We start from the raw sequence: 23,070 nt of genomic DNA on the forward strand, positions 1-23,070 counted from the left end.
GCTGCGCGACGTGCAGTCGCGTCAGGCCCGCATGACAATTTCTGTTCGTGGCAATCACCGGTGGCGCGAAAGGTTTCCTGCCTTGCGCCAAAATCTCGCGTTTCAGCGGCCCTCGCCCGCCGCCCATAGCGCGTCAAGCCCGGCGCGATAGGTCGGATAGGCGACGACGAGGCCGAGATCGCGCTTGGCGCTGATGTTCCGGATGCGCCGGTTGCTGGCGTAGAAGCTCCTCGCCATCGGCGACAGATCGGCGCTGTCGAACGGCAGCTCCGGCGGCGGATCGATCTCCATCAGCGCGGCGGCGTAGCCGATGACGTCCTGCGGCGGCGCCGGCTCGTCGTCGACGATATTCCAGGCACCGCCCTGCGCGCGGCGGATCGCGCCCATGATCGCAGCGGCCGCGTCATCGACATGGATGCGATTGAATACCTGGCCCGGCTTGACGATGCGGCGCGCACGGCCCGCACGCAGCTCGACCAGCGCATTGCGGCCGGGGCCGTAGATGCCACCCAGCCTGAGCACGGCGAGCCGGTCGCCGATCCGACCGCGCCACGCCTCCTCGACCTGGACGCGCGCGCGCACCCGGTCGTGCTCGGGTGCGAGCGGGGTGTCCTCGTCGATCCAGGCGCCCTTGTGGTCGCCATAGACGCCGACGGTGGAGAGATAGACCACGCGCCGCGCCCGTCCTGCCGTGGTTGCATCTCCGAACGCCGCCAGCACCGGATCGAGGCCGGGTCCGGGCGGCACCGAGATCAGCACGACGTCCGCCGCTGCCGCCTTCGCCAGCGTCGCGGCCCCGGGCGTCGTGCCGTCGAACAGATCGACGTCGAATGGCGCCAGCTGCGCGCGCTTGTCCTCACTGCGCGTGGTGCCAGCGATGCCTGCGAAGGCGTTGCCGTACAATTCGACGAAGCGCTGCGCCGTATAGCCGAGGCCGATGACGAACAGGTTCATGCGCAACTGAGACCCCGGATGATGAGCTGGCGTTCGCCGGACGCCGCGGCGGCGTCAATTGGGTGCGGTAAAGGCGTCATAGACCAGTTTCTTGAACGCTGCCGTGATACGTCCGCGCTCGTTCTGGGTCTGCTCCAACAAGATGTAGATCATGTCGAGCTTGGGATCGATGCCGAAATAGGTGCCGCTGCCCGAATCCCATTTCAGTTCGCCGATCGAGCCGGGCGGCGGTGGCCTGGCGTCGCCCGGCTCGACGCGCACCGCAAGTCCGTAGCCATAGCCGAAGCCGTCGCCCGGAAAATAGAAGTAGTCGCGCTCGACACCCGAGCCCGGGCCGATATGATCGGTCGTCATGTCCTTGAAGGCTGCCGGGCTGAGATAGCGCTTGCCGTCGAGTTCACCGCCGTTGAGCAGCATCTGTGCAAAACGCGCATAGTCGGTGATATCGGAAACCAGACCGCCGCCGCCGGATTCCCATTCGGGGTGCGAGCGTCGGCCGCGCTCTGCCGCGACCAGGATCGGATCGCTGGGCAGCGGTTCGGCCATGCGCGCCCGCTCTTCCGGCGTTGTCAGCAGGAACTTGGTGCTGGTCATTCCCTGTGGATCGAGAATGTTCTGCTTCTCGAACTGATAGAGCGTTTGCCCCGACACGATTTCGATCACGCGCCCCAGCACGTCGGTCGAATGGCCGTAGCGCCACAAGGTGCCGGGCTGGCGCGCCAGGGGCAGCGCGGCGATCCTGTCGGCGAATTCGGCGTTGTCGAAGCGGCCGCCGAAGAGGTGCGCCGCCATGTAGGCGTGCTCGATCAGCGTACCGCCGATATATTCGTAGGTGATGCCGGAGCTGTGGCGCAGCAGATCCATGATCGTGACCGGCCGCACCGGCGGGACCAGCTTGAGCACGCGCGAGCCGTCGACCCCGGTGGCCTCGACGCCGACCATCATGTCGGCGAAGGCGGGAATGTACTTTGCGGCGGGATCGGTGAGCGACAGCTTGCCCTGGTCGATCAGCATCATCGCTGCCAGGCTCGTGATCGGCTTGGTCATCGAATGCAGAGCGAAGATCGTATCCAGCGTCATCGGCAGGCCGGTCTTGGCGTCACGCAGGCCGAAGCATTTGAGGTAGACCGGCCGGCCGTGCTGCTGGATCAGAACGACGGCACCCGGCAGGCGGCCGCTCGTCACCTCGCTGTCAAAGAGCCGGGTTATGCGTTCCAGTTTTTCGGGATATGGCGAAAGCGCATCCGCAGCCAAGGCGGGCGCGCCGAGCAGCATGGTGCCGGCAAGCAGCCGTGCGAGCCAGGCGCGTGCCGCGCCGGCCCGGGCTGCGGAAAGATACCTTCTCGCGGTCAACGCGCTCCGTCGCCGACGGTCGCTCGTTGCCGCCCTTGGTATATTCGGCGGGCGCGAGCGGCAAATCACATATGCGATTGACGCGCCCGGCCGGCGCCCGGCTCTGCGCAGAGCGCGGCGTCCTTGCCCTGGCACATGCCGTGCGCCATGTCATATAAGGACGAAAAGGGAGACGGCTCGCGCGATGAACTTCCATTCGATCTACCGGCACGGCTTTGCCCGCGTCGCGGCCTGCGTCACGGCCTCCAGCGTCGCCAACCCCAGCGCCAATGCGGCGGCGATCCTGGCCGCCGCGCGGGCCTGCCACGACCAGGGGGCGGCGGTCGCGGTGTTTCCGGAGCTCTGCTTGTCAGGATATGCGATCGAAGATCTCGTCAAGCAGGACCCGCTGCTGGACGCGGTCCAGCGCGGACTCCTGACGCTGGTCGAAGCCTCGCACGACCTGATGCCGGTCCTGATCGTCGGCGCGCCGCTGCGCTTTGCCCATCGCGTCTACAACTGCGCGGTCCTGATCCATCGCGGCGAGGTGCTCGGCGTCGTGCCGAAGATCTATCTGCCGACCTATCGCGAGTTCTATGAAGGCCGCCACTTCGCCTCCGGCGCCGGCATTCGCGGCGAGATGATCGAGGTCGCCGAGACCATGGCGCCGTTCGGCACGGATCTGTTGTTTGCCGCGGCCGACGTCGCCGGTCTCGTCATCGGTGTCGAGATCTGCGAGGACATGTGGATCCCGGTGACACCCGCCTCCGAGCTCGCGCTTGCCGGGGCCACTGTGCTCGCCAATCTCTCGGGCAGCCCGATCACGGTCGGCCGCGCCGAGTCCCGCTCGCTGTTGTGCCGTTCGACCTCGGCGCGCTGCCTCGCAGCCTATATCTATGCGGCCGCGGGCGTCGGCGAATCCACCACCGATCTCGCCTGGGACGGCCAGACCTCGATCTTCGAGAATGGCGTGCTGCTGGCCGAGAGCGAGCGCTTCCGCCAGACCGGCCAGACCATCTTCGCCGATGTCGATCTCGACCTGTCGCGCCAGGAGCGGGCGCTGATGGGCACGTTCGATGACAACGCGCGCGCGCAAAACGCCGGCGTGCATTATCGCCGGATCGGCTTCGAGCTGCAGCCGACCCAGGACAACATCGGCTTCATGCGTACGGTCGAGCGCTTCCCGTTCGTGCCGAGCGACGCGGCGCGGCTCGATCAGGACTGCTACGAGGCCTACAACATCCAGGTCGCGGGGCTGACGCAGCGGCTGCGCGCCACCGGCACCAAGCGCATCGTGATCGGGGTCTCCGGCGGCCTCGACTCGACGCATGCGCTGATCGTTGCGGCGAAAGCGATGGACCTGCTCGGCCTGCCGCGGACCAACATCCTGGCCTATACGATGCCGGGCTTCGCGACGGGCGCGCAGAGCAAGTCCTACGCGCATGCGCTGATGGCCTCGCTTCAAGTCAGCGCTGCCGAGCTCGACATCCGTCCCGCAGCGACGCAGATGCTGAAGGACATCGGCCATCCGTTCGGGCGCGGCGATGCGGTGTACGATGTCACCTTCGAGAACGTACAGGCGGGGCTGCGCACCGACTATTTGTTCCGTCTCGCCAATGATCGCGGCGGCCTCGTGCTCGGCACCGGCGATCTCTCCGAGCTCGCACTCGGCTGGTGCACCTATGGCGTCGGCGATCAGATGGCGCACTACAACGTCAATGCCGGCGTACCGAAGACGCTGATCCAGCATCTGATCCGCTGGGTCATCGCCTCGCATCAGTTCTCGGCCGACGTCGACCGCACCTTGGAAGCGGTGCTGTCCGCGGAGATCTCGCCGGAGCTCGTGCCGGTGAAGGAGGGTGAGACGCCGCAGAGCACCGAGGCCGCGATCGGCCCCTATGAGCTGCAGGACTTCAATCTGTTCTACACGCTGCGTTACGGCATGCGTCCGTCGAAGATCGCCTTCATGGCGCATCACGCCTGGAAAGATGCTGCCGAGGGTGCCTGGCCGCCGGGCTTTCCCGCCGACAAGCGCCGCGCCTATGCGCTCGGCGATATCCGGAAGTGGCTGGAGGTGTTCCTCAAGCGCTTCTTCGCCTTCAGCCAGTTCAAGCGCTCGGCGATGCCGAACGGGCCGAAGGTCGTGGCCGGCGGCTCGCTGTCGCCGCGCGGCGACTGGCGCGCGCCGTCCGACGGCAATGCCACGGCCTGGCTCGAGGATCTCGATCGCAACGTGCCGAAGTGAGGGCAGCTTGCTCCGCTGCCCCGCTTGCAATATCCGGAGAGACGATCGTGGTGACGCGTGGTGCGGCGCGCTACGCAAACCTCGCTGAACGGAGCAGACCATGAGCGTGACCGCCGCTGGCATTTCCTCGATGGCGACCCGGCAGATCCTCTCAGAGCTCGCAGCCGCCTATGAGGAGGCGACCGGCGAGGTGATCACGATCGAATCCGTCGGCGGCGTCGATGCTGCCAAACGCATCCGCGCTGGCGAGGCGTTCGACTTCGCGGTGCTGGCGTCCGACGCGCTGCAGAAGCTCGAGGCCGACGGTCATCTCGTGCCCGGCAGCATCATCGAGATCGCGGAATCACCGATGGCGATGGCGGTGCGCGCCGGCAGTCCGAAGCCTGATCCGCTCGACGAGGCCGCTGTGCGCAAGGCCATGGAGAGCGCCAAGGCGATCGGCATCTCGACCGGGCCGAGCGGCACCCACGTGCAGAAATTGGCGCGCGACTGGGGTTTGGAGAGCGAGGGCGTCTCGCGCCTGGTCCAGGCCAAGCCCGGCATTCCCGTCGCAAAACTGCTTGCTGAGGGCGAGGTCGAGGTCGGCTTCCAGCAGCTCAGCGAAATGCTGGGCGCGCCCGGCATCGAGATCGTCGGCCTGTTGCCGGAGTCACTGCAGCCGGGGACTGTGTTTGCCGCGGCACTCTGCAAGGCGGCCGTCAATCAGGACGCGGCCCGCGCCTTCATCGAATATCTCGTCTCCGAGGAGACCGCCGAGACCAAACGCCAGCACGGCATGACGCCGCTGTGAGGCGAACGAGAAGCTTTCTCTTCGAGGCAACAGGGGCGCATAGTCACAGCCGCGCCCTCGACGGCTGATGGCGACAACCGGCTGGTGACGAACTCAGGAGGAGCGGCGTTGCAGGCTGGTGTCGCCTGCAACGGCATTTGTCCGCGCCAAGCGCTCCGACCTGAGCCGTTCGCGATTGTCCTGGAAGGCCTTCTGGCCCTCTGCGTATTCCGTGGGTTTCGGCTCAGCCGGCTTGAATAGCCTGTTGGCCTCGAGAATGGCTCGGCTCGCTGGCTTGCGGTGCAACATCTGAATTGTCCTATGTGTCGGCACGTGTGTGGTTGATGATCGCTCGGATCGTCTGCCTCCCAGTTGAGGATGCAGATCGGCAGCAAGGCCATCGTTCCGTCGTGGCCTTGGCGTTGCCTTCGGTCGGCGACACGACCTCAGGGATTAACGGGGCTTGGTATGTTTTGTTCGTCCGTAGCATCTGAAGCGCCGAATGAGGATGACGCTCTACAGATTCAGAGGGGCTACGTTGTTCGGAAGCGCTTTCAAGGAAGCGTCCAAGCGGCGCTCAAAGCGCCACCACAAACTATCTACCTCTACACTGTTATCTCAGCGGTGCACTAAACGCAAGGATGAAGGCAGAACCAAGCCGTCAGCGTGGAAACACGTTCACCATTGTCCGACGGCCTCCAGGAGGCTGTGCGTATGAAACGGCTTTTCGAGAAACCGCGCGCGTTGCGGCAACTCGTCGCGCGTCGGACGTTTTTTTCCGGACATCACCACGATCTGGATCGGCGGCCACCGCTCCCTCACCGCGGCCGCGAGCCTGAGGCCATCCATGGAACCCTGCATGTCGATGTCAGTTAGAAGCACGTCCACCGAGCGATCGGCCAGCACTTCGATCGCGCGATCTGCGTTGCGGACTGATATGACGTTGTGTCCCGCTCCCTGAAGCTGGAGTTCGATATCCATGAGAATGAGCGGCTCGTCTTCCACCAGTAGCACTCTCAAGGCGCGGTCTCCTGCAGGCAAGAAGCCTTTAGAGTTGCAAGTTTCGTAGGCATCATACGTTCCGAGCAAGCTCGAATGTTTCCCCCCGCAATCTCCGACATCATCATCACCGGCGAGCTTGCGCAGCGCGGCTCGGGTGATCCCGATTATCTGCGGGAGAAGCTTGCGTTTCGCGATCTTGCCCATGACATGGCCAACACCCCCGGCGAGGTGTTGCCGCGCCTCGTTCGGCTGGCCATGGAGGCCAGCGAAGCCGTTTCCGCCGGCATCTCCATCCTTGATCGTGACGCCGGGGCGTTTCGCTGGTTCGCCGTTCATGGCTCGCTCGCCATGTTCGAAGGGACACGAGCGCCGCTCGATTTCAGTCCGTGCGGCGTCACGCTTGCGAGCAACGGGCCGATGCTGATGAGGCATCCGGAGACCGTCTACGACTGGATTCGCGAAGCCGGCATCACCGTCCCCGAGGTGCTTCTCGTGCCGCTTCGGGTCGTGGCGCCGGGTGAGGCGGGGGCGGTGGGGACGCTATGGGTCGTCGCCGCAGAAGGAGGGCATTTCTCGCAGGAGCATGCGCGCGTCCTGACTGAGCTGGCCGCCTTTGCGGCGGTCGCGCTGCGCATGGTCCAATCGGAGGAGCGCTTGCAGGCCGCCTTGCGCGATCAGGAACAGCTGACGCAGGAGATGACGCATCGCGTCAAGAATCTGCTCGCCGTCATCGGCGGTATGCTGCGTCTGACCGCGCGCACCTCGAACTCGAAGGAAGAGCTGCTGACCAAATTGTCCGGCCGGCTCGAGGCGCTTTCGGCGGCCCACCAGCTGGTCAGGAGTTCGTTCGGGGATGGCAAGATCTCGGGTGTGACCCTCCGCCAGGTGCTGGCGACGGTCCTTCGTCCCTATGAGCACGTGCTGATGAATGGGCCGGACGTCCACCTTGGTGATCATGCGACCAACAGCATGGCGCTGATCTTCCACGAGCTCGCCACCAACGCCACCAAATACGGCGCGCTCAGCACGGAGCGCGGAACGGTGGAACTGAGCTGGTCCGTCAAAGGCGACGAACTCAGCGTCGTATGGAAGGAGACCGGCGGCCCCGTCGTTTCAGAGCCTGCAAGCGAAGGCTTCGGAACGTCACTCGTGCGGTCCACGGTGAGCAGACATGATGGGCGGATGATCTGGCGGTGGTTCCCGGAAGGATTGAGCATCTCGATCAATATCCCCACGGCGAACCTCGTCCGGTGATCTTGCTGCGATTGGCGATCCGTGATCGATCGTGAGCTGGAGGGCACCTCGACCCGCCAGGCGTCGCCACGGCGCGGTGCGAGGACGCCGCGAATCCGATCATGCGCGGCGCGTCATCGAATGTCCCGGTGCGAGGAGACCGGGCGCCATCCCTCCATGACGCGGGGGCAGGCGACGCCGCCGTACCGGCGGTTTCTCGACCCATACCTGTGACAGAAATTATCGTGTCTTACTTGAGGAGGGGCAGTTCCAGTGCAGCCGAGGAATGTCACCGTAATTACGTACCAGGAGGGGCGGCAGCGTCGTTGACTATTCCGGCCGCGCTTCGACCGGCGGGCCGGGCGCGGCCGTCGTGGTCATGGCAGCGGATGCTGGCCTTCGTGGCGCCGCGTTCGGAGCTGGTGCATAGTAGGGATAGAAGTTTTGCTCAACGATCCGCTGCAGGTACTTGTACCGGGTCTTGTTCGACGGGCCGGTCTCATCCCTGTTGCGGGTATAGAACTTGCAATTTTGCGACGTTGCCCAGTCGGCGAGCTTCCTGGTGGCGGTGACGAAGTTTCGTTCGTCAATTTCGGCGTCCCGTCCGAACGAGCCAACCAACTCCCAGGCAGAATCTTTCGCTCGGGCAGGGGTGGCGTCCCTGACCCGAATCCCGCGATCGCCAAACGTAATATCGAAGATATATTCCGTCTGTCCTGTCGGTGTTTTCCAGCACGAGGGGTAGGTGAGGCCGTTTCCACTCCGGTGCATCAGATTGAGCACATCGAGCCGGTATTTCTCCCGTTCGGCTTCCGTGGTGGCAAGCTTCCGGCTGAGATCATCGACCACCTCTGAAAACGGTTTGACCTCGCCCGGCTGCGTATCCTTTCCGAGGATATTGAGAACTTCGACCGCGCGCTTGAGCAAGGCAGGCGGATCGTTCGGGTCGATCTCGGATGCCTGCTTAACGGCCGAGGCAACGGAGCGGAGCGTCTGCGAGGTGTCGAGGCCGAGCGACTTGAATAGCTGGGATTGCTCGGTAAGCTCGCTGTTCTTCTCTTTGAGCGTTTTCGCTTCCGCTTCGACGTCCTGCAGCCGTTTGAAGCGCTCGACGAGCTGCTGCACGCCGGCGATATCCACTGCCCCGCCCGAATACAGCGCTTCCTGAAGCGGCTTCAACTGCTCTTCGGCTGTATTGGCTCTATCCTGCCAATCCTTGAGCTCGGCGGCGAGCGTCAGCAAGAGCAGGAACAGAAGCAGCAGCAGGATTTCCGCCAACGTCAGCCCAAGAATGAGGCCCCGGCGCTGTTCGCGTTCATCGGCAAGTCGTGAGGGCATTCCTGCCTCCTAACTCCGGCGAAACGGCCAAAAATGAAACCAACGGCGGCGCTTCTCAATCAGTCCGATGGCGACCGACAGACGGTCGACGACGCGGTCGAGACGCGCGCCAAACTCGTCGAAGCGGTCATTCAGGTCGTCGGCTAGCCGGACCAGCTTGACCTCGATTTTCGACGTGCCCTCACGCAGAACCTCGACGCGGTCCCCCTCGGTACGGAAGGCGCGATCGATGTTCTCCGCGGTGGTGTTGGCCACGCGGCTGATGTTCGACATCGAATCCTGCGCCGCGCCGATCGACTCCTCGGCGGCCTTGCGCGCCGCCTGTTGCACGCCGGTATGAAAGGTTTCGAACTCGGCGAGGGTCAGGCTCAATTGGGCACGGAGATCGGCGGACGCACCGAGCAGATCGCGGCGGACTTCATCTTCGACTTCGTCGATATCGGCGCGCATCTGCACGAACAGAACGCGGCCTGCGACACCGACAATAGTTGTGAATAGTGCAATGCCGAAACTGCCGAGCAGATCTTTGATGTCGCCGCCGGTGCGCAGCAACAGCAGCGCAGCGGATAAGCTCGCCAAGGTGAAAATGAAGCCCAGATAGTAGAAATTGTCTCCGAGGCGATCTGGTCGGAGCTGGACGCGGCGAAACTGGAACGCGATCAACCCGTAGGCAAGCATCAGCGCGACAGCGCCGCCGGCGATATAGTCTGCGTTGAACTGATGCAGCTTGAGGATCAGTATACCAGCAAAGCCGAATACGGCGACGAGCGCGAACAGCCCCTTGTCCGGCATGTCGCTGAAGAATCGCCGACGCGGCACCAGGCGGGCCGCCCGGTCGAGCCTCGTCTCGATATCGGCCTTTTTCGGCCCGTCCGCATTCTGCGCAATATCGGCCATGGTATGCTTCGCTAAAGAGGTTCGACTGCAATCAAACGACCGCCAGATCCCGCGACCAACTGTTCCCAAAAGGCCTGATGGCCCCGGTTCTGAATGGAAACTTTGCCGCGAACCGCCGTCGGCCTCAGCAGATAAAGGATGTTGACTTCAGCGCCCTTCAGCTGCGGCTGCAGGGTGGGCCAGAGATTGCTATGCGACAAAGCCGGGAAATTCGGCTCGGCCTGAAAATGGGAACTCAGCGCGGTATGCTGAACCATGTCCGAAACCATCGTCAGCCGCAACGGCAAACGACCGGCATCGAACGCGCCGAAGGAGGTAATGCTGGCGGCACGCAAGCTCTCGATGATCGGCGAGGAATTCTGACGTGACGCGCGCAGGAGATCTTCGACCACCTGATCCAGCACCGCGGCGAATTTGGTCTCGTAGCTCTTCCGGATCTGCTCGGGATTCTCAATCCAGGGATTGGCGGCATCAGGCTTGCCGAGCGTGCAGATGACAAGCTTGGGTTTCAGCACATGGGTGGTGTCGCCTTCGAACGTATAGATATCGAAACGACTCCCGAAGGACGCATCCTGCTTGTAGCGATCGATCGTCTGCCGAATACGCTGGGCCTGCTGGTCGGTGATCGGGTCGCTACGATCGAACAGGATGGCATGAACAGCGGTCGGTCCCGACAGGGGACAGTTGGTCTCCGCGTCCAGAACCGGCCGCGTGTGCTGCACCCACCAATAACCGCCGACAAAGGCCCCAATCAGCAGCAGCCCGAGAAAGGTCAGCAGCAGTCCACGCAGGCCATCGGCGCTTCCTTTCTTACGTCGCGACCGGCGCGGCATCAGCGAGGCATCTGTGTCGGATGGGGATATTTGACGATCAGCGCTTCATATTCTCCGATGACGCTCGTCGAGAGCTTACGAAGCTCCTCAAGAGCCGCATGTGCGTCGGGAGCTGACGTTGCTGGCTCGGCGATCTCGGTCAGCACTGCCGTCTCCTTGAGGAAGCTGCGCGACAGCTTCCATGGCGCGCTGAAATAGGCGGGCGCCGGGCTCTGGCGGGCAGCGCGGTTCGCGTCCCGGTAGATCGCCAGCAGCCGGTTGACGGCTGCCTCGATGCTGCTCTCATACGCCTGAAAACTGCGCAGTTCGGCTTCGCGCTGCGCCCGGACCTTGGCCGCTTGCTGCGGGAACAGCGGAATGCGGCGGATGCCCTCGTCAAGATCGGCGACGGTCTTTTCCTTGATATCCTCGAGATCCTCGAACAGCAGAGCATGCTCGTCGCTGTAGTCCTCGCGCGCTTCCTCCGCCCGGCGCGAATGCGCCCCATAGCCGGGATACGGATCGTCGAATGTATAGCCCTTCCAGACCGCCATCGCTGACAGCACCAGGCCGAGGCCGAACAGATAGAATGAATTCAGATCGCCAAGCATCAACGGGCTGGAGACCAGCGTCTCGCGCGCGACAGCAAAGGCGCGGTCCTCGCCAACCAGGGCGGTAGCATCCCTATAGTGCGCGGCAAAGCCATGAAGGCATACCAGGGCCGCGAGGGCGACGGCTGCGATCAGTAGTCCGACAAGCTTGATCGGTAAATTCCGGTGATTGATCCATCGCATCGGCAGCAGCCCGACCGAGAATGACGTCACCACATTCACAAACGAAATCCCTAGCGCCATGACGATGCCGCCCAGCAGCCCCAGGGTCGCGCCCTTTGCGAAAAAGAACCCGTTTAGCCCGGCCTCCGCGCCAACCAGGAAAACCAGCAGTCCGAGCGTCGTGTATCTGTTTGAAGGCGGGCGGGCCGCGCGGCGCAGCCTGTTGGCTTCCCGAAACTCCTTCAATTCGTCCCGATGCGCGATAAATCGCTCGCGAAGTGGGCCGAGCTCGGCTTCCGCACGATGATGGGCGTTGCGCAGTTTAGCGAGCGTGTTTTGAGCGCCGAGGCGAAGATTTTCGAGCTCGGTCGAGACCGAAACCGCTATCAGGCGCGCCGCATAGGCCCGCAGGCCATTAATGAGCTCGGCGCCGTGCCATGCCCATTCGCCTTCCAGCGTCTGTGTGATCTGCTGTTCGATGGCATCGAGTGGCACGGAATCGGAAGAAGGCTGCTCCTGTCGGCCACGCTCGGTGGCCAGCCGCATCAGATCCATCTCGCGGGCGGTCTCTTCAACATCGATCGGTTTCAGATAGCCTTGAGCCTTTGCTCGCCCGTCGTCGCCCCGGACGGCATCACGCAGCTTGCGAAAGGCCCCAACCACCATCACGCTACCCAAAATGGACTATGCCGCTGGACGTTAATTGCCGAACATCATAGCACAAAACGACAGGTTGCAAGCGGGAGCGGCTGGAGAATACAAAGAGCCGTAGAGACTTACAGCAAGCTCGCGTTTACCGGACCCAGGTCGATGCCAACCGATGCAACGGGCAGGGAGTCGTGCTACCTTGGGAGCGCTTATTCGCTTCCAGCGACTGCGAAGTCGAACTCCTCGCACCGCTCTGGCGGATGAAAGCAACGGCCCGTCGGCTGTCCCGGTTACTTCGAAGCCTGCTTGATCTTGTGATCCAAATGGGCCGCTGCCGTGATCTCGGCGCAACTGGCTCAGCGACGTTTCGTTGAGCTTAAGCAGCACGTCGCTGAGTTTGGTCGTCTCGGGGCGAAAGACTTTCCGTAGATTGCGCGCAGCGTGCCGACCAGCAGCGTATCGCCATGCTTCTTGCTGATCTCGCCATCCTTGTGCCGAGGGCGGCCGTCGAGGCCCGGCTCTTTCATGCATCTCTCCCCCCTAGCGACTTGCGCGCTTGAGGCGAGCTTGTGCCCGTTTGATGTGAACGGTAATTTTGCACCGCGAAACGGTCAGATCACGAGAGCTGTCGTATGCGGAAACTCCATTTGCGCGCCGCTGGGAGTTGTCGGGTTCTATCGAGCCCATCCTGCTGCTGTTGATTCGATGGGTGGAAAAGGAGCGCAGTCCCCATTCGGCGCGGGAGGTGACGGAGGAAGTGGACTGTACGGTGGAGGTGGCGGCGCCGTTGGTGCGTGCAGACAGTTGGAGACCGGCGGGCTGATCTGCGAAGGCAGCGGTGGAGGTGGCGGAGGCGGGATTGCCGGTGGAGGTGATGGAGGATCTACATCATCGGCGGTGGGTGGGAAGGGGGCGCGACCGAGACAATAAGGAGCGAGCGGCTCCTTCCTCGGGTACAGATAGCGCTTGCGAGCACCTCTTAGACTAGAGGTTGGTCGGTGCGGACGGTCGATCAGATAATGGGCGGAGCAAACTCGTTCATCGATCGAATGAGCGATGGGCTAAAAGTAGTGGGCTCCGGAAATACGGCCGGCCTGATTGGTATGATCGCGGCGCTCAACAGCATCCAGTCAGGCCATGCGGAGACTGTTAATCTACTAAAGCCGGCTGCAATTATATTTGCTCTCGGCATCTTCCTATTTTCGGGCGGGTATCTGTTCTTGATGTACTCGTACGCATATTTGGAAAGCTACCTTGCTAAGCTTTATCCGAACTTGAACCCAATGCCGGACGAAGATGTTCGAGTTGAGCAGGCCGAGCCAGCTAAAGTCGCCAGTGTTTCTTATATGCACTGGTCTATCTTGTGTGGGCTGGCATCAACCTTTGTTTTCTTTTGTGGTTTCGTAACCGCGTTCACCGCGCTTGTCCGATATTAAGTATCTGGCTGCGCGGTCGCACCTTACATCGGCGTGTAATCGTATCGACGGTGCATTCCTCCGACAGTCCAAGCCTCGTTTTCACCCGCCATCCCAATCGCTTGTTCTCTTTCAAGATCCCACTGCAAAAATATTTCTCTTTTGATTTTCAGAAATTTATGCTCTACTCCACGCATCCCGCCTCATGCAGAGGGCGTACGCGTCGTCACGATACGTGGAGGTGGGCTGCGATGGACGTCGATTGCTGTGCCGGACGGGCGCATGCGGTCACGGACGGCGAAGTCGTGTGGTCCCGGCCTCCCGATGCTGAGGTCAAGCCCGCTGCTGATGCGATAGCAGCAGCGCGGGTGATGGGGGCAACAGAGCCCGGTCCCCAAGGAGAGCACGAAGGACACCGTAAAACTATCGCGCAGGGAGGGCCGGGTCGTCCGGCTGAACCTGTGGTACCTGCCGCCTGCATTTTTTTCGCAGGCGGGCCACGGGCCTCAGTCGAGGTCCGGCCTTCCCTGCGCCTCTCGCGTTTCGATGGGCGCGTGACCAACGCATCCCTCGGGCTCACCAAGCCGCGAGATCGTGCGCGCGTGCCTGACACGTCTTGCCGCGGCTGTTTGACAATCTGAATGACGAAACTTGATAATCGGCGGCCTGCGCTTGTGAAGACGGCGGCGAGGCTCTGCCCACGTAAGAGCAGTTGCTGGAACCTGATGTCTTGATCGGAACGACGTGTCGGCGTGGATCGGGATGGTGAGACGGCATGGCGCCGCCGCGGGCGGCGCCGCCGTACCGGCCTCTCAACCCGCGCAAAAAAAAGCCGATCGCCGCATGTCGTCTCGGCCTTGTCCTGTTCGTCTTTCAGCCGGACGATGGGGAACGGAGACGAAGGATGACTACAGCGCGCTATCGTTGGGTGATCGTGGCCGCCGGAGGCCTGTTGGGCTGCGTCGCGGTCGGCGGCATGTTCTCGTTGCCGGTGTTCCTCAAGCCCATCGCGCTCGACACCGGCTGGTCGGTGGCCGGGGTGTCCAGTGCGATGACGATCGGCTTCCTGGCCATGGCGTTCACGAGCATGGGCTGGGGCACGCTGTCCGACCGGATCGGGCCGCGTCCCGTGGTGCTGACCGGTTCGATCCTGCTCGCCGCCAGCCTGGCGCTGGCGAGCCTTTCGCCCTCGCTGCTCACTTTCCAGCTGCTGTTCGGCCTGATGGTCGGCGGCGCGACCGCCGCGATCTTCGCGCCGATGATGGCAACGGTGACCGGATGGTTCGACACCCATCGCAGCCTCGCCGTCTCGCTGGTCTCCGCCGGCATGGGCGTGGCGCCGATGACCATGTCGCCGCTCGCGGCCTGGCTGGTCTCGACCTATGACTGGCGGACCTCGATGCAGTGCATCGCCGCCGTGGTCGCGGCGATCATGATTCCGGTGTCGCTGCTGGTGCGGCGCCCGCCGGCGCCCGAGCGCGGCGACGCCGCCCTGTCCAGAGACGACGCGGCGCCCGCCGAGATGACGTTGTCCGCAGCGGTGCGCTCGCCGCAATTCGTGATCCTGCTCGCCACCAACTTCTTCTGCTGCGCTACGCATTCGGGCCCGATCATCCACACCGTGAGCTACGCGGTCTCTTGCGGGATCCCACTGATGGCGGCCGTGACGATCTATAGCGTCGAGGGCCTGGCAGGCCTCTTCGGCCGGATCGTCTTTGGTCTGCTCGGCGACCGCTTCGGCGCCAAGCGCGTGCTGGTCCTCGGCCTGCTCGCGCAGGCGTTCGGCGCGCTGGCCTACGTGTTCGTGCGCGAGCTTGCAGCATTCTACTCCGTCGCCGCGCTGTTCGGCTTCATCTATGCCGGCACCATGCCGCTTTATGCCGCGATCGCGCGGGAGAATTTTCCGCAAGCGATCATGGGCACGGTCATCGGCGGAACGGCCATGGCCGGCAGCCTGGGCATGGCGACAGGCCCCTTGGCCGGCGGCCTGATCTACGACGCCTTCGCGAGCTACACGTGGCTCTATGTCGGCTCCTGGCTGATGGGCCTCGGCGCCTTCGTGATCGCCATGACGTTCAGGCCGTTTCCCAGGACGCCGGCGGCCCCCATGCCAGCGCAGGCATCGGCCTGAGACCGATCGCATCGAAGCGGAAAGGGATCTCTTCCACGTCATTGAAGAATACTTGATCCGCAGGCCTGGAACTCCAGTAATGCACGCGGGTTGGGCGTGCGTGAGGTTCAACCTGATGGAGATCGATTCATGAAGAAGACACAGCTCGCCATTGCCGCGCTCGTTGCAGCAGGCCTCGCGGTCGTTCCGCTCGCTGCCGAAGCGAAGCATCATAAGAAGCATCATGCGTCGACCTCGTCGCAGACGACCGGCACCGACATGAAGTCCGGCGGCAGTGCCAATCCGTCGAGCCAGGGCAATGTCGCCCCGGGCACCAACCAGGCTGGCAGCATGTCCAAGTAGGATTCAAGGTCGGTCTGATTTCAGCGTCAGGAAAGCTCCGTGCATGGGGCTCTCCTGGCGCTTCATGGAGCGAGGTTATGACAAGAGGTTATGACAGATCGTCGCCGCCTAAGCGAGGTTGCCGCGCGTGTGGTCAAGACGTTCGGTACGCGGCGTGTTGCCACGAGGAAACGCACGTCGTTGCTGCAAGGTCTATCTTTCGGTCACGGGAGCGAACTCGCCCAACATTGCCATTCGGAGCTCTAGTCGCCAAACGACCCGGGTGCAGGGTGCCGGCTTTCTCCAGTCCCGGACATTTTTTCAAGTCCCGGACATTGCGATGGGATATGTCGCCTCAGCCTGCGCGCGCGATATTTCAGCCGGCGCACATGAGCCGTCGCGCCCGGTTCGCTCGCGACGGCGCTTCGGCATTGCCGATCACTTCGAAGCCTGCTTGATCTTGTGATCCAGATGCCCGGTGCCGTGATCCCTGCGCAACTGGCTGAGCGACGTTTCGTTGAGCTGAAGCAGTACATCGCTGAGTTTCGTCGTATCTGGATAGCCGGCCGCGAAAGGCTTGCCGTAAATCGTGCGCAACGTCCCGACCAGCGTATTGCCGTGCTTCTTGCTGATCTCGCCATCCTTGTCCCGGTGGCGGCCGTCGAGGCCCGGTTCCTTCATGCGTCTCTCCCATTTGTGCGACTTACACGTTTGGGGAGAGCTTGCGCTCAATTGATATGGTTGGCAACGCTGCGGTGCGAAACGACGGAGCCTCGAGAACTGTCGGATGCCGAAAGCTGATCTGCCGGAGTCGCTCCAATCCGGTGTTCCGCAGCGGGCGCGATCAAAAGGCATTGCGCTTTTATTTTTCCGAAATTTCGCTCGGCTCCCTGTGAGTGCTGATCGACAATTGAAGGACGAGACTTGGTGTCGGGTCTGCGCCCGGCACGACCGAGAGATGGAGCTGTCAGTGCTCAAGAAGACCTCGTTGAGCCCACGCTACGACGGCGGCGGGCGAAGCGTGGTGCCCTGGATGTTGCGGCCGGCTGTCACCCACGACGAAGTTGATAGGCCCATCGCGCATTGTGCCAACAATCGTGTCGTGACGACAAATGGACAGGCGTCGATGCGGAGCGTGCGGAGACGATCGTCTTCGGCATCAACTGCCGGATATCAGCTGCAAATGGTTCTGGGCGAACGCGATGTACCAGTCCAGGCATCCGGGATTGGCCATCGCATCGCGATTGATAACCTTATCGATGGGCTGACCGAGCAGGAGCTTCTTGATCGGCAGCTCCTGCTTCTTGCCGGAGAGCGTGCGCGGTATCTCAGCAACGGCAAAGACGTCATCAGGAACAAACCGGCGCGACAAACCAGCTTCCACGGCCTTGTTGATCTTCACCTTCATCTCAGCATCAAGGGCTACGCCGTCACCTAGCACCACGAACAACGGCATGTAGCTTTCGCGGCCGAGATATTCGAGGTCGACGACGAGCGAGTCCAGCACCTCGGGCAAGGCCTCGATCGCCGAGTACAGCTCGCTTGTCCCCATCCGTAGGCCATGGCGATTGATCGTCGCGTCACTGCGGCCATAGATCACGCAGGATCCGTCCGGATGGACCTTCAGCCAGTCACCGTGGCGCCAGACCGGGCCGCGTCCAGTGCCGTCGAAGTTGTCCGGGAAGGTCTCGAAATAGCTGGCGCGGTAGCGCGCCCCGTCGGGATCGTTCCAGAAATACAGCGGCATCGACGGCATCGGCTCAGTACAGACGAGTTCACCGACTTCGTCGATGACGGCCTCGCCGCGGTCGTTGAAGGCTTCGACGGCCGCGCCAAGAAGGCGGCACTGCATCGCGCCCGGCGTCTGCGGCAATTCTCGATTGCCGCCGATGAAGGCTCCGGCGAAATCCGTGCCGCCCGAGATGTTGGCCCACCACATGTCCGACTGGGGCTGGCTGCCGTTGCTGCGCGAGAGCACAGAAAATCGCCTGTTGAACCAGGCTTGCGTATCGGCACTGAGGGGCGATCCTGTCGAGCCGAGGCAACGAAGACGCGACAGATCGCCCGCGGCCGCCAGATCGATCTCCGCCTTCGCGCAACTGGCGAAGAACGCGGCGCCTGCGCCAAAGAAGGTCGATTGCGAGTTGGCCACGAAGCGCCACAGCGTGGTCCAGTCCGGGCTATCCTTGGGACCGGCCGGGCTGCCATCGAAGATGCAGCACGTGGTGCCGCTCAACAGACCGCCGACCTGGCTGTTCCACATGATCCAGCCCGTCGAGCTGTACCAGTGGTAGCGCTCACCGAACGAATTCGGATGGTAGGAACAGCCGACGTCGTTGTGCAGCCCCAGCAGTGGCAGCGCCACGATGATGATTCCGCCATGGCCATGGACGATGGGTTTGGGCAAGCCGGTGGTGCCGCTCGAATAGACGATCCAGAGCGGATGGTCGAAGGGCAGCCAGTCCGGCTCGAACGCGTTGACTGCGCCTCCGGTCCTGGCGAGGACGTCCGAAAGCAGGGCGTTGGCGACGGTTTGGGCGCAGCTGCCGTCTGAGTGCAGGATGAAGTGCTCGACCGTCGGCAGAGATCGCAGCAGTTCATCGATGACGCCGCGACGGTCATGCCGCCGCCCGGCGTAAGTGACGGCGTCGCAGGCGATCAGCACCTTTGGCGCGATCTGCTTGAACCGGTCGACGACGGCGGGCGCCGCCATATCCGGGGCGCAAACGCTCCAGGTCGCTCCGATGCTCGCGGCAGCCAGAAACGCGATGATGGTCTCGGGAATGTTGGGCAGATACGCCGCGACCCGGTCCCCGGGCTGCACGCCCTGATCCCGCAGGTGGATGGCCAGAGCGGCGGCCTTCCTGCGCAGCTCCGGCCATGTCGTTTCCGCAAGCTTGCCGCTCTCGTCGCCGCTGACGATCGCAGGCAGGCCCGCCGCATGCGCCGCTTCGGCATGTCGGAACACCTGCCGGGCATAGTTGACCGAAGCGCCCGGAAACCAGACGGCGCCCGGCATCCTGCGCTCGCCGAGCACGGCTGAGAACGGCGTCGGCGATTGCAGGTCATAGTAGTCCCAGATGCTGCGCCAGAAGCCGTCGAGGTCACGAACCGACCATTGCCGCATGTCCTCGAAGCCTTCGAAGTGCAGACCACGGTTGTCCTTCAGCCATTTGCGATAGAGCGAGATCTGAGGGACGTGGGGAGGTGTCATGGTCGGTTCCGGCTGCGTGGTGTCGTCTCGAGGGCAACGTGCGTCGCTGCACAAGTTCACTGAGATGTCGCCATGCGGCATTCCGGGGCGTTGGATGCCGCGTCCCTGGGCGTACTCATTTTAGCTTCCGTTTCCGGCGTTTGTAGAGGGCGGTGAAGCCGCCCGCCATGAAGGTCACGAACCGCTCGCGAACCGCTGCAAAATCGTCGGACGCGCACAAATTGTCGGACAGCCGGTCGATCCGGCCGGTCCGTGACAGGACCAGCGAATAGGCGCCGGAGGTGAACTGGAAGCTCCAGAAAAGATCCTCAGGGCTCGCGTCGGGCAACGCCTTCCGCAGGAGGCGGATGAGGCGCAGCACGAGAGGATCGAAATAGGTGTCCATCATCTCGGCGCCATAGCCGGGTGCGTTGTTCACCTGCGCGAAGATCCGGCCGAAGTGGCGCCAGCCGTCCTCGTCATTCAGGTAGACCTCGAACGCGCCGTCGTAATAGGCGCGAAGCGCGCCTTCGACGGTCGGACGGTCCCCGACCTTCGCTTCGTAGGCGTCCAGCTCGGCGGTCCGCACCGCCACCGCATACGCGACACGGCGTTCGAAGACCGCGTCGAACAGCGCCTTCTTGCCCTCGAAGTAGTAGTGGATCAGCGCAGGATGGATGCCCATCTTGTCGGCGACATCCTTGATGGTCACCCCGAAATAGCCGAGCTGCGCAAACAGCTCTTCGCTGGTGTCGAGGATCAGCTTCACCGTCGTAGCGCGCTGTTCGGCGCGGGTGCGGCGCCCCTCGAGCTTCGGCCCTGCTGGCATGATCTCCTGCTTCCCTGATCCGGCGCGTCACGGCGGAGGGCGCCATTCCTCCCGTCATTCGGGTTCGACGATGAGGGGAAGGGAGGCACAGGGTCAAGCAGGGAGGCGCTCCGCCAACAAATTCATTTAGTGCTAAATGAATGAACTTGACCGGATGCAGCCGCGGCGGTAGTCGTGACCTGGACGCATGCAGCCTGGCAGGCCGCCACGATATGCCCGCACGGTGCACGCCCCGTGGGGTTTCGCACGCGGCACAATGAAAAGCGGGCGGCGAACAGCAAACGGCTGACGCCAGATCAGCCGCTCATGGGAGGATACATGACACCGTTCAAGTCGACGGCCGCTGCCGTCGTGCTGATGCTCGGCGCCGCGCTTGCAACACCCGCGCTGGCGCAGAAGAAATACGACACCGGCGCAACCGACACCGAGATCAAGATCGGCCAGACGAATCCATCGAGCGGGCCGGCTTCCGCCTTTGGCGCCATCGGCAAGGCGGAGGCCGCCTATATCCGCATGATCAACGAGCAGGGCGGGGTCAACGGGCGCAAGATCAACCTCATCCAGTACGACGACGCCTATAGTCCGCCGAAGACGGTCGAGCAGGTGCGCAGGCTGGTCGAAAGCGATGAGGTGCTCACCACGTTCCAGATCATCGGGACGCCGCCGAACGCCGCGGTCCATAAATATCTGAACAGCAAGGGTGTCCCGCAGCTCCTGGCGGGAAGCGGAGCGTCACGCTTCACCGACCCGAAGAACTTTCCGTGGACGATCTCCGCCAATCCCAACTACCAGTCGGAAGCGCACATCTACGCAAAGTACATTCTGGAGAGCCACCCGGACGCGAAGATCGGCATCCTCTATCAGAACGACGACCTCGGAAAGGACTACGTCAAGGGCCTGAAGGACGGCCTCGGCGCCAAGGCCGGCACGATGATCGTCAAGGAGCTGTCCTACGAGCTCTCCGACCCGACGGTCGATTCCCAGATGGTGACGCTGAAAGCGTCGGGCGCCGATCTCTTCTACAACATGTCGACGCCGAAATTCGCCGCGCAATCGATCAGGAAGGCCGCCGAGCTCGGCTGGAAGCCCGTGCACATCCTGGAGGTCAACGCGTCGGCCGTGGGGCAGGTGCTTGTCCCGGCAGGCGTCGAGAACGCCAAGGACATCATCTCGGTCGCCTACGGCAAGGACCCGCTCGATCCGCAATGGGCGAATGACGAAGGCATGAAGCGCTACAAGGCTTTCATGGCGAAATACGCACCCGGCGAGGACGCCAACAGCGGCTTCGCCACCTATGGCTACTCGACGGCTGCGTTGCTCGTCCACATCCTGAAGCAATGCGGCGACGAGCTGACGCGTGCCAACATCATGAAGCAGGCGACCAACATCAAGGGCTTCGTTCCCGATCTGGGGCTGCCCGGGATGTCGATTACGACGAGCCCTGATGATTGGCGCATCAACAAGCAATTTCAGATGATGAAATTCGATGGGCAGCGCTGGGTTCTGTCCGGGCCGATTCTGACGGACGACTTCAAGGCGGACTGACGCTGCGCCACGGCGCCGGGGACGAGCGCATGCTCGCGCCTGGTGGGCCGTGGCGTCGTCGCCTCTCTGGAGCGGCCTGAACCCATGCCTGTACCCGATGTCGCATTCTGTCCGGCGGAGCGCCCCTTTTGATGACGAGTGATGTTCTCCGCCCTCTCGGCGGATTCGATCCTGCCAAGCTGGCCATGGTTGGCTTCGCTCTCCGTGACTTCGTCGATCGCGGTGAGCTCGCAGGGATCGTGGTGCTGACTTCGCGGGGTGGCGAGATCGTTCAGAGCGAGGCGATCGGCTGGAGCGATCTCGAGACAACGACGCCGATGCGCTCCGACACCCTGTTCCGCATCGCCTCCATGACCAAGCCGATCACCTCGGTGGCCGCGCTGATGCTGGTCGAGCAAGGCAGGATGACCCTGGAGGACCCGATCTCGCGCTGGATTCCGGAGCTCGCCGAGGTCAGCGTGCTGCGCGACGCCGCAGGGCCACTCGACGACACGGTGCCCGCGCTGCGCGCGATCACCATCGAGGATCTGCTCACGCATCGCTCAGGGCTCGCCTACGCCTTCTTCTCGGAAGGCCTGCTGAAGGGCGCCTATGAGGCGGCGCTTGGCGACCCCGCGATGAACCGGTCAACGCCGGACGCGTGGCTGGCCGCGCTCGGCACGCTGCCGCTGGCCTACCAGCCGGGGGAGCGGTTCCATTACGGTCATTCGACGGACGTGCTGGGCTTCCTGATCGGCCGGGTCGAGGACAAGCCGTTCCGGCAGGTCCTGCAGGAGCGGATCTTCACGCCGCTCGGCATGACCGACACCGACTTCTGGCTTCCGCACGACAAGCGCAGCAGGCTCGCGAGCCTGTACAGATATGACGAGGCGGCAGGACGGCTCGCGAAGGTCCAGCCTGAGATGTATGACGCGCCACCGGCCTATACGCCGGGTGGTGGCGGGCTGATCTCATCCGCCCCCGACTATCATCGGTTCGCGCGCATGCTGCTCGAAGAGGGCATCCTCGATGGCGTCCGATTGCTTCGACCCGAGACCGTCCGGCTGATGCGGACGAACCGGCTCACCGACGAACAACGCAGGGTGCCCTTTGCCGGCATGCCGCTTTGGCAGAAATCCGGCTTCGGGCTCGGTCTCTCGATAGCGGAGGATCCGGTCGACAACCCTTATGCTTGTGGTGCCCCTGGCTCGATCACCTGGCCGGGCATCTTTGGAACCTGGTGGCAGGCCGACCCTGTCAACGACGTGATCATGATTTACCTGATCCAGCATCAAGTGCCGGTTTCGGCAGGTTCAGGAGCAACAATCGCGACCGGCCGCGGCGCCGCTGGCCGCCGCGCACTGCCCATGTACCAAGCTGGAACTTATGCGGCGCTGCGGCACAGGGCCGCGTGCGCAGAGGGCGAGGCATGAGCGGACGGCGACTTGCCATTGGCGGATGTCGTGTCAGCTTGACAGCGCGGGAGAACGTGTGTGGATTCCCCGCGCATTTTCCTCCTCGTGAAACTGATAGGCAGCGGCCGGCCATGTGTTTCACATTTCGCGGCAGCTTCGGCTGCATTCATGCCACGCTGATCTTGTCATCCGGGTTCTATTCTGCTCAGTGCTTCTTCAAATGCGCCAGCATGCGCGTC

General features: G+C 63.2%; 19 protein-coding genes and 1 pseudogene. 8 read left to right on the forward strand and 12 right to left on the reverse strand.

The window, feature by feature from the left end; all coding sequences use genetic code 11:
• Positions 1-102: 102 nt before the first annotated feature.
• Together LQG66_RS28390 and LQG66_RS28395 are read right to left on the reverse strand one after the other, a co-directional pair.
• Positions 103-954: an NAD-dependent epimerase/dehydratase family protein gene (locus tag LQG66_RS28390; protein ID WP_231319154.1), complete on the reverse strand. Its 852-nt coding sequence runs from the start codon at positions 952-954 to the stop codon at positions 103-105.
• 54 nt (positions 955-1,008) lie between these two features.
• The gene (locus LQG66_RS28395; protein ID WP_231327985.1) at positions 1,009-2,229 is read right to left on the reverse strand and encodes a serine hydrolase domain-containing protein; all 1,221 of its coding nucleotides are present in this window, start codon (positions 2,227-2,229) and stop codon (positions 1,009-1,011) included.
• A gap of 262 nt (positions 2,230-2,491) precedes the next feature.
• Here LQG66_RS28395 and LQG66_RS28400 point away from each other — a divergent pair, with 262 nt between their 5' ends.
• Together LQG66_RS28400 and LQG66_RS28405 are read left to right on the forward strand one after the other, a co-directional pair.
• Positions 2,492-4,531, forward strand: coding sequence for an NAD(+) synthase (locus tag LQG66_RS28400; RefSeq protein WP_231319155.1), 2,040 nt, complete (start codon positions 2,492-2,494; stop codon positions 4,529-4,531).
• A 100-nt stretch (positions 4,532-4,631) separates the two neighbouring features.
• On the forward strand, positions 4,632-5,321 hold the full coding sequence (locus LQG66_RS28405; RefSeq protein ID WP_231319156.1) for a substrate-binding domain-containing protein: 690 nt from the start codon (positions 4,632-4,634) through the stop codon (positions 5,319-5,321).
• Between the two features lie 93 nt (positions 5,322-5,414).
• Here LQG66_RS28405 and LQG66_RS28410 read toward each other — a convergent pair whose 3' ends face one another.
• Both LQG66_RS28410 and LQG66_RS28415 read right to left on the reverse strand, forming a co-directional pair.
• Positions 5,415-5,609, reverse strand: a complete 195-nt coding sequence (locus LQG66_RS28410; RefSeq protein ID WP_231319157.1) for a hypothetical protein — start codon at positions 5,607-5,609, stop codon at positions 5,415-5,417.
• A 369-nt stretch (positions 5,610-5,978) separates the two neighbouring features.
• The gene (locus LQG66_RS28415; RefSeq protein WP_231327986.1) at positions 5,979-6,314 is read right to left on the reverse strand and encodes a response regulator; all 336 of its coding nucleotides are present in this window, start codon (positions 6,312-6,314) and stop codon (positions 5,979-5,981) included.
• Positions 6,315-6,395: 81 nt separating this feature from the next.
• Between LQG66_RS28415 and LQG66_RS28420 the strand changes: the two genes are divergently transcribed.
• Positions 6,396-7,556 carry a sensor histidine kinase gene (locus LQG66_RS28420; protein WP_231319158.1) on the forward strand — a complete coding sequence of 387 codons (1,161 nt, stop codon included), beginning with the start codon at positions 6,396-6,398 and terminating at the stop codon, positions 7,554-7,556.
• A gap of 309 nt (positions 7,557-7,865) precedes the next feature.
• Here the strand turns inward: LQG66_RS28420 and LQG66_RS28425 are convergent, their stop codons facing one another.
• The 5 genes and pseudogenes from LQG66_RS28425 to LQG66_RS28445 all read right to left on the reverse strand — a co-directional run bounded on the left by LQG66_RS28425 (position 7,866) and on the right by LQG66_RS28445 (position 12,530).
• The gene (locus LQG66_RS28425) at positions 7,866-8,873 is read right to left on the reverse strand and encodes a hypothetical protein (protein WP_231319159.1); all 1,008 of its coding nucleotides are present in this window, start codon (positions 8,871-8,873) and stop codon (positions 7,866-7,868) included.
• A 9-nt stretch (positions 8,874-8,882) separates the two neighbouring features.
• Complete coding sequence (locus LQG66_RS28430; protein WP_231319160.1) at positions 8,883-9,770, reverse strand: hypothetical protein; 888 nt, start codon at positions 9,768-9,770, stop codon at positions 8,883-8,885.
• Between the two features lie 11 nt (positions 9,771-9,781).
• Positions 9,782-10,603, reverse strand: coding sequence for a hypothetical protein (locus tag LQG66_RS28435; protein ID WP_231319161.1), 822 nt, complete (start codon positions 10,601-10,603; stop codon positions 9,782-9,784).
• Positions 10,603-12,021: a hypothetical protein gene (locus LQG66_RS28440; RefSeq protein ID WP_231319162.1), complete on the reverse strand. Its 1,419-nt coding sequence runs from the start codon at positions 12,019-12,021 to the stop codon at positions 10,603-10,605. The genes LQG66_RS28435 and LQG66_RS28440 overlap by 1 nt, the downstream gene beginning before the upstream one ends.
• Before the next feature lie 272 nt (positions 12,022-12,293).
• A pseudogene (locus LQG66_RS28445) lies at positions 12,294-12,530 on the reverse strand (hypothetical protein).
• Between the two features lie 471 nt (positions 12,531-13,001).
• On the opposite strand from LQG66_RS28445, the gene LQG66_RS28450 reads away from it, so the two are divergent.
• The 3 genes from LQG66_RS28450 to LQG66_RS28460 all read left to right on the forward strand — a co-directional run bounded on the left by LQG66_RS28450 (position 13,002) and on the right by LQG66_RS28460 (position 15,891).
• Positions 13,002-13,439, forward strand: a complete 438-nt coding sequence (locus tag LQG66_RS28450; RefSeq protein ID WP_231319163.1) for a hypothetical protein — start codon at positions 13,002-13,004, stop codon at positions 13,437-13,439.
• 883 nt (positions 13,440-14,322) lie between these two features.
• A complete protein-coding gene (locus LQG66_RS28455; protein WP_231319164.1) occupies positions 14,323-15,549 on the forward strand; it encodes an MFS transporter in 1,227 nt (408 codons plus the stop codon).
• Between the two features lie 129 nt (positions 15,550-15,678).
• Positions 15,679-15,891, forward strand: coding sequence for a hypothetical protein (locus LQG66_RS28460; RefSeq protein WP_231319165.1), 213 nt, complete (start codon positions 15,679-15,681; stop codon positions 15,889-15,891).
• Positions 15,892-16,308: 417 nt separating this feature from the next.
• On the opposite strand, the gene LQG66_RS28465 is transcribed toward LQG66_RS28460, so the two are convergent.
• From LQG66_RS28465 to LQG66_RS28475, 3 genes are all read right to left on the reverse strand, one after another.
• Positions 16,309-16,551 (reverse strand): hypothetical protein, encoded by a 243-nt coding sequence (locus tag LQG66_RS28465; RefSeq protein WP_231319166.1) that lies wholly within the window; start codon positions 16,549-16,551, stop codon positions 16,309-16,311.
• A gap of 478 nt (positions 16,552-17,029) precedes the next feature.
• A complete protein-coding gene (locus LQG66_RS28470; protein ID WP_231319167.1) occupies positions 17,030-19,084 on the reverse strand; it encodes an acetoacetate--CoA ligase in 2,055 nt (684 codons plus the stop codon).
• Positions 19,085-19,199: 115 nt separating this feature from the next.
• Positions 19,200-19,892 (reverse strand): TetR/AcrR family transcriptional regulator, encoded by a 693-nt coding sequence (locus LQG66_RS28475; RefSeq protein ID WP_231319168.1) that lies wholly within the window; start codon positions 19,890-19,892, stop codon positions 19,200-19,202.
• 318 nt (positions 19,893-20,210) lie between these two features.
• Here LQG66_RS28475 and LQG66_RS28480 point away from each other — a divergent pair, with 318 nt between their 5' ends.
• A complete protein-coding gene (locus LQG66_RS28480) occupies positions 20,211-21,437 on the forward strand; it encodes an ABC transporter substrate-binding protein (RefSeq protein ID WP_231319169.1) in 1,227 nt (408 codons plus the stop codon).
• A 131-nt stretch (positions 21,438-21,568) separates the two neighbouring features.
• Positions 21,569-22,849 carry a serine hydrolase domain-containing protein gene (locus LQG66_RS28485; RefSeq protein WP_231319170.1) on the forward strand — a complete coding sequence of 427 codons (1,281 nt, stop codon included), beginning with the start codon at positions 21,569-21,571 and terminating at the stop codon, positions 22,847-22,849.
• Positions 22,850-23,070: the final 221 nt, after the last annotated feature.

The organism is Bradyrhizobium ontarionense (assembly GCF_021088345.1).
In the GTDB taxonomy this organism is placed as follows: domain Bacteria; phylum Pseudomonadota; class Alphaproteobacteria; order Rhizobiales; family Xanthobacteraceae; genus Bradyrhizobium; species Bradyrhizobium ontarionense.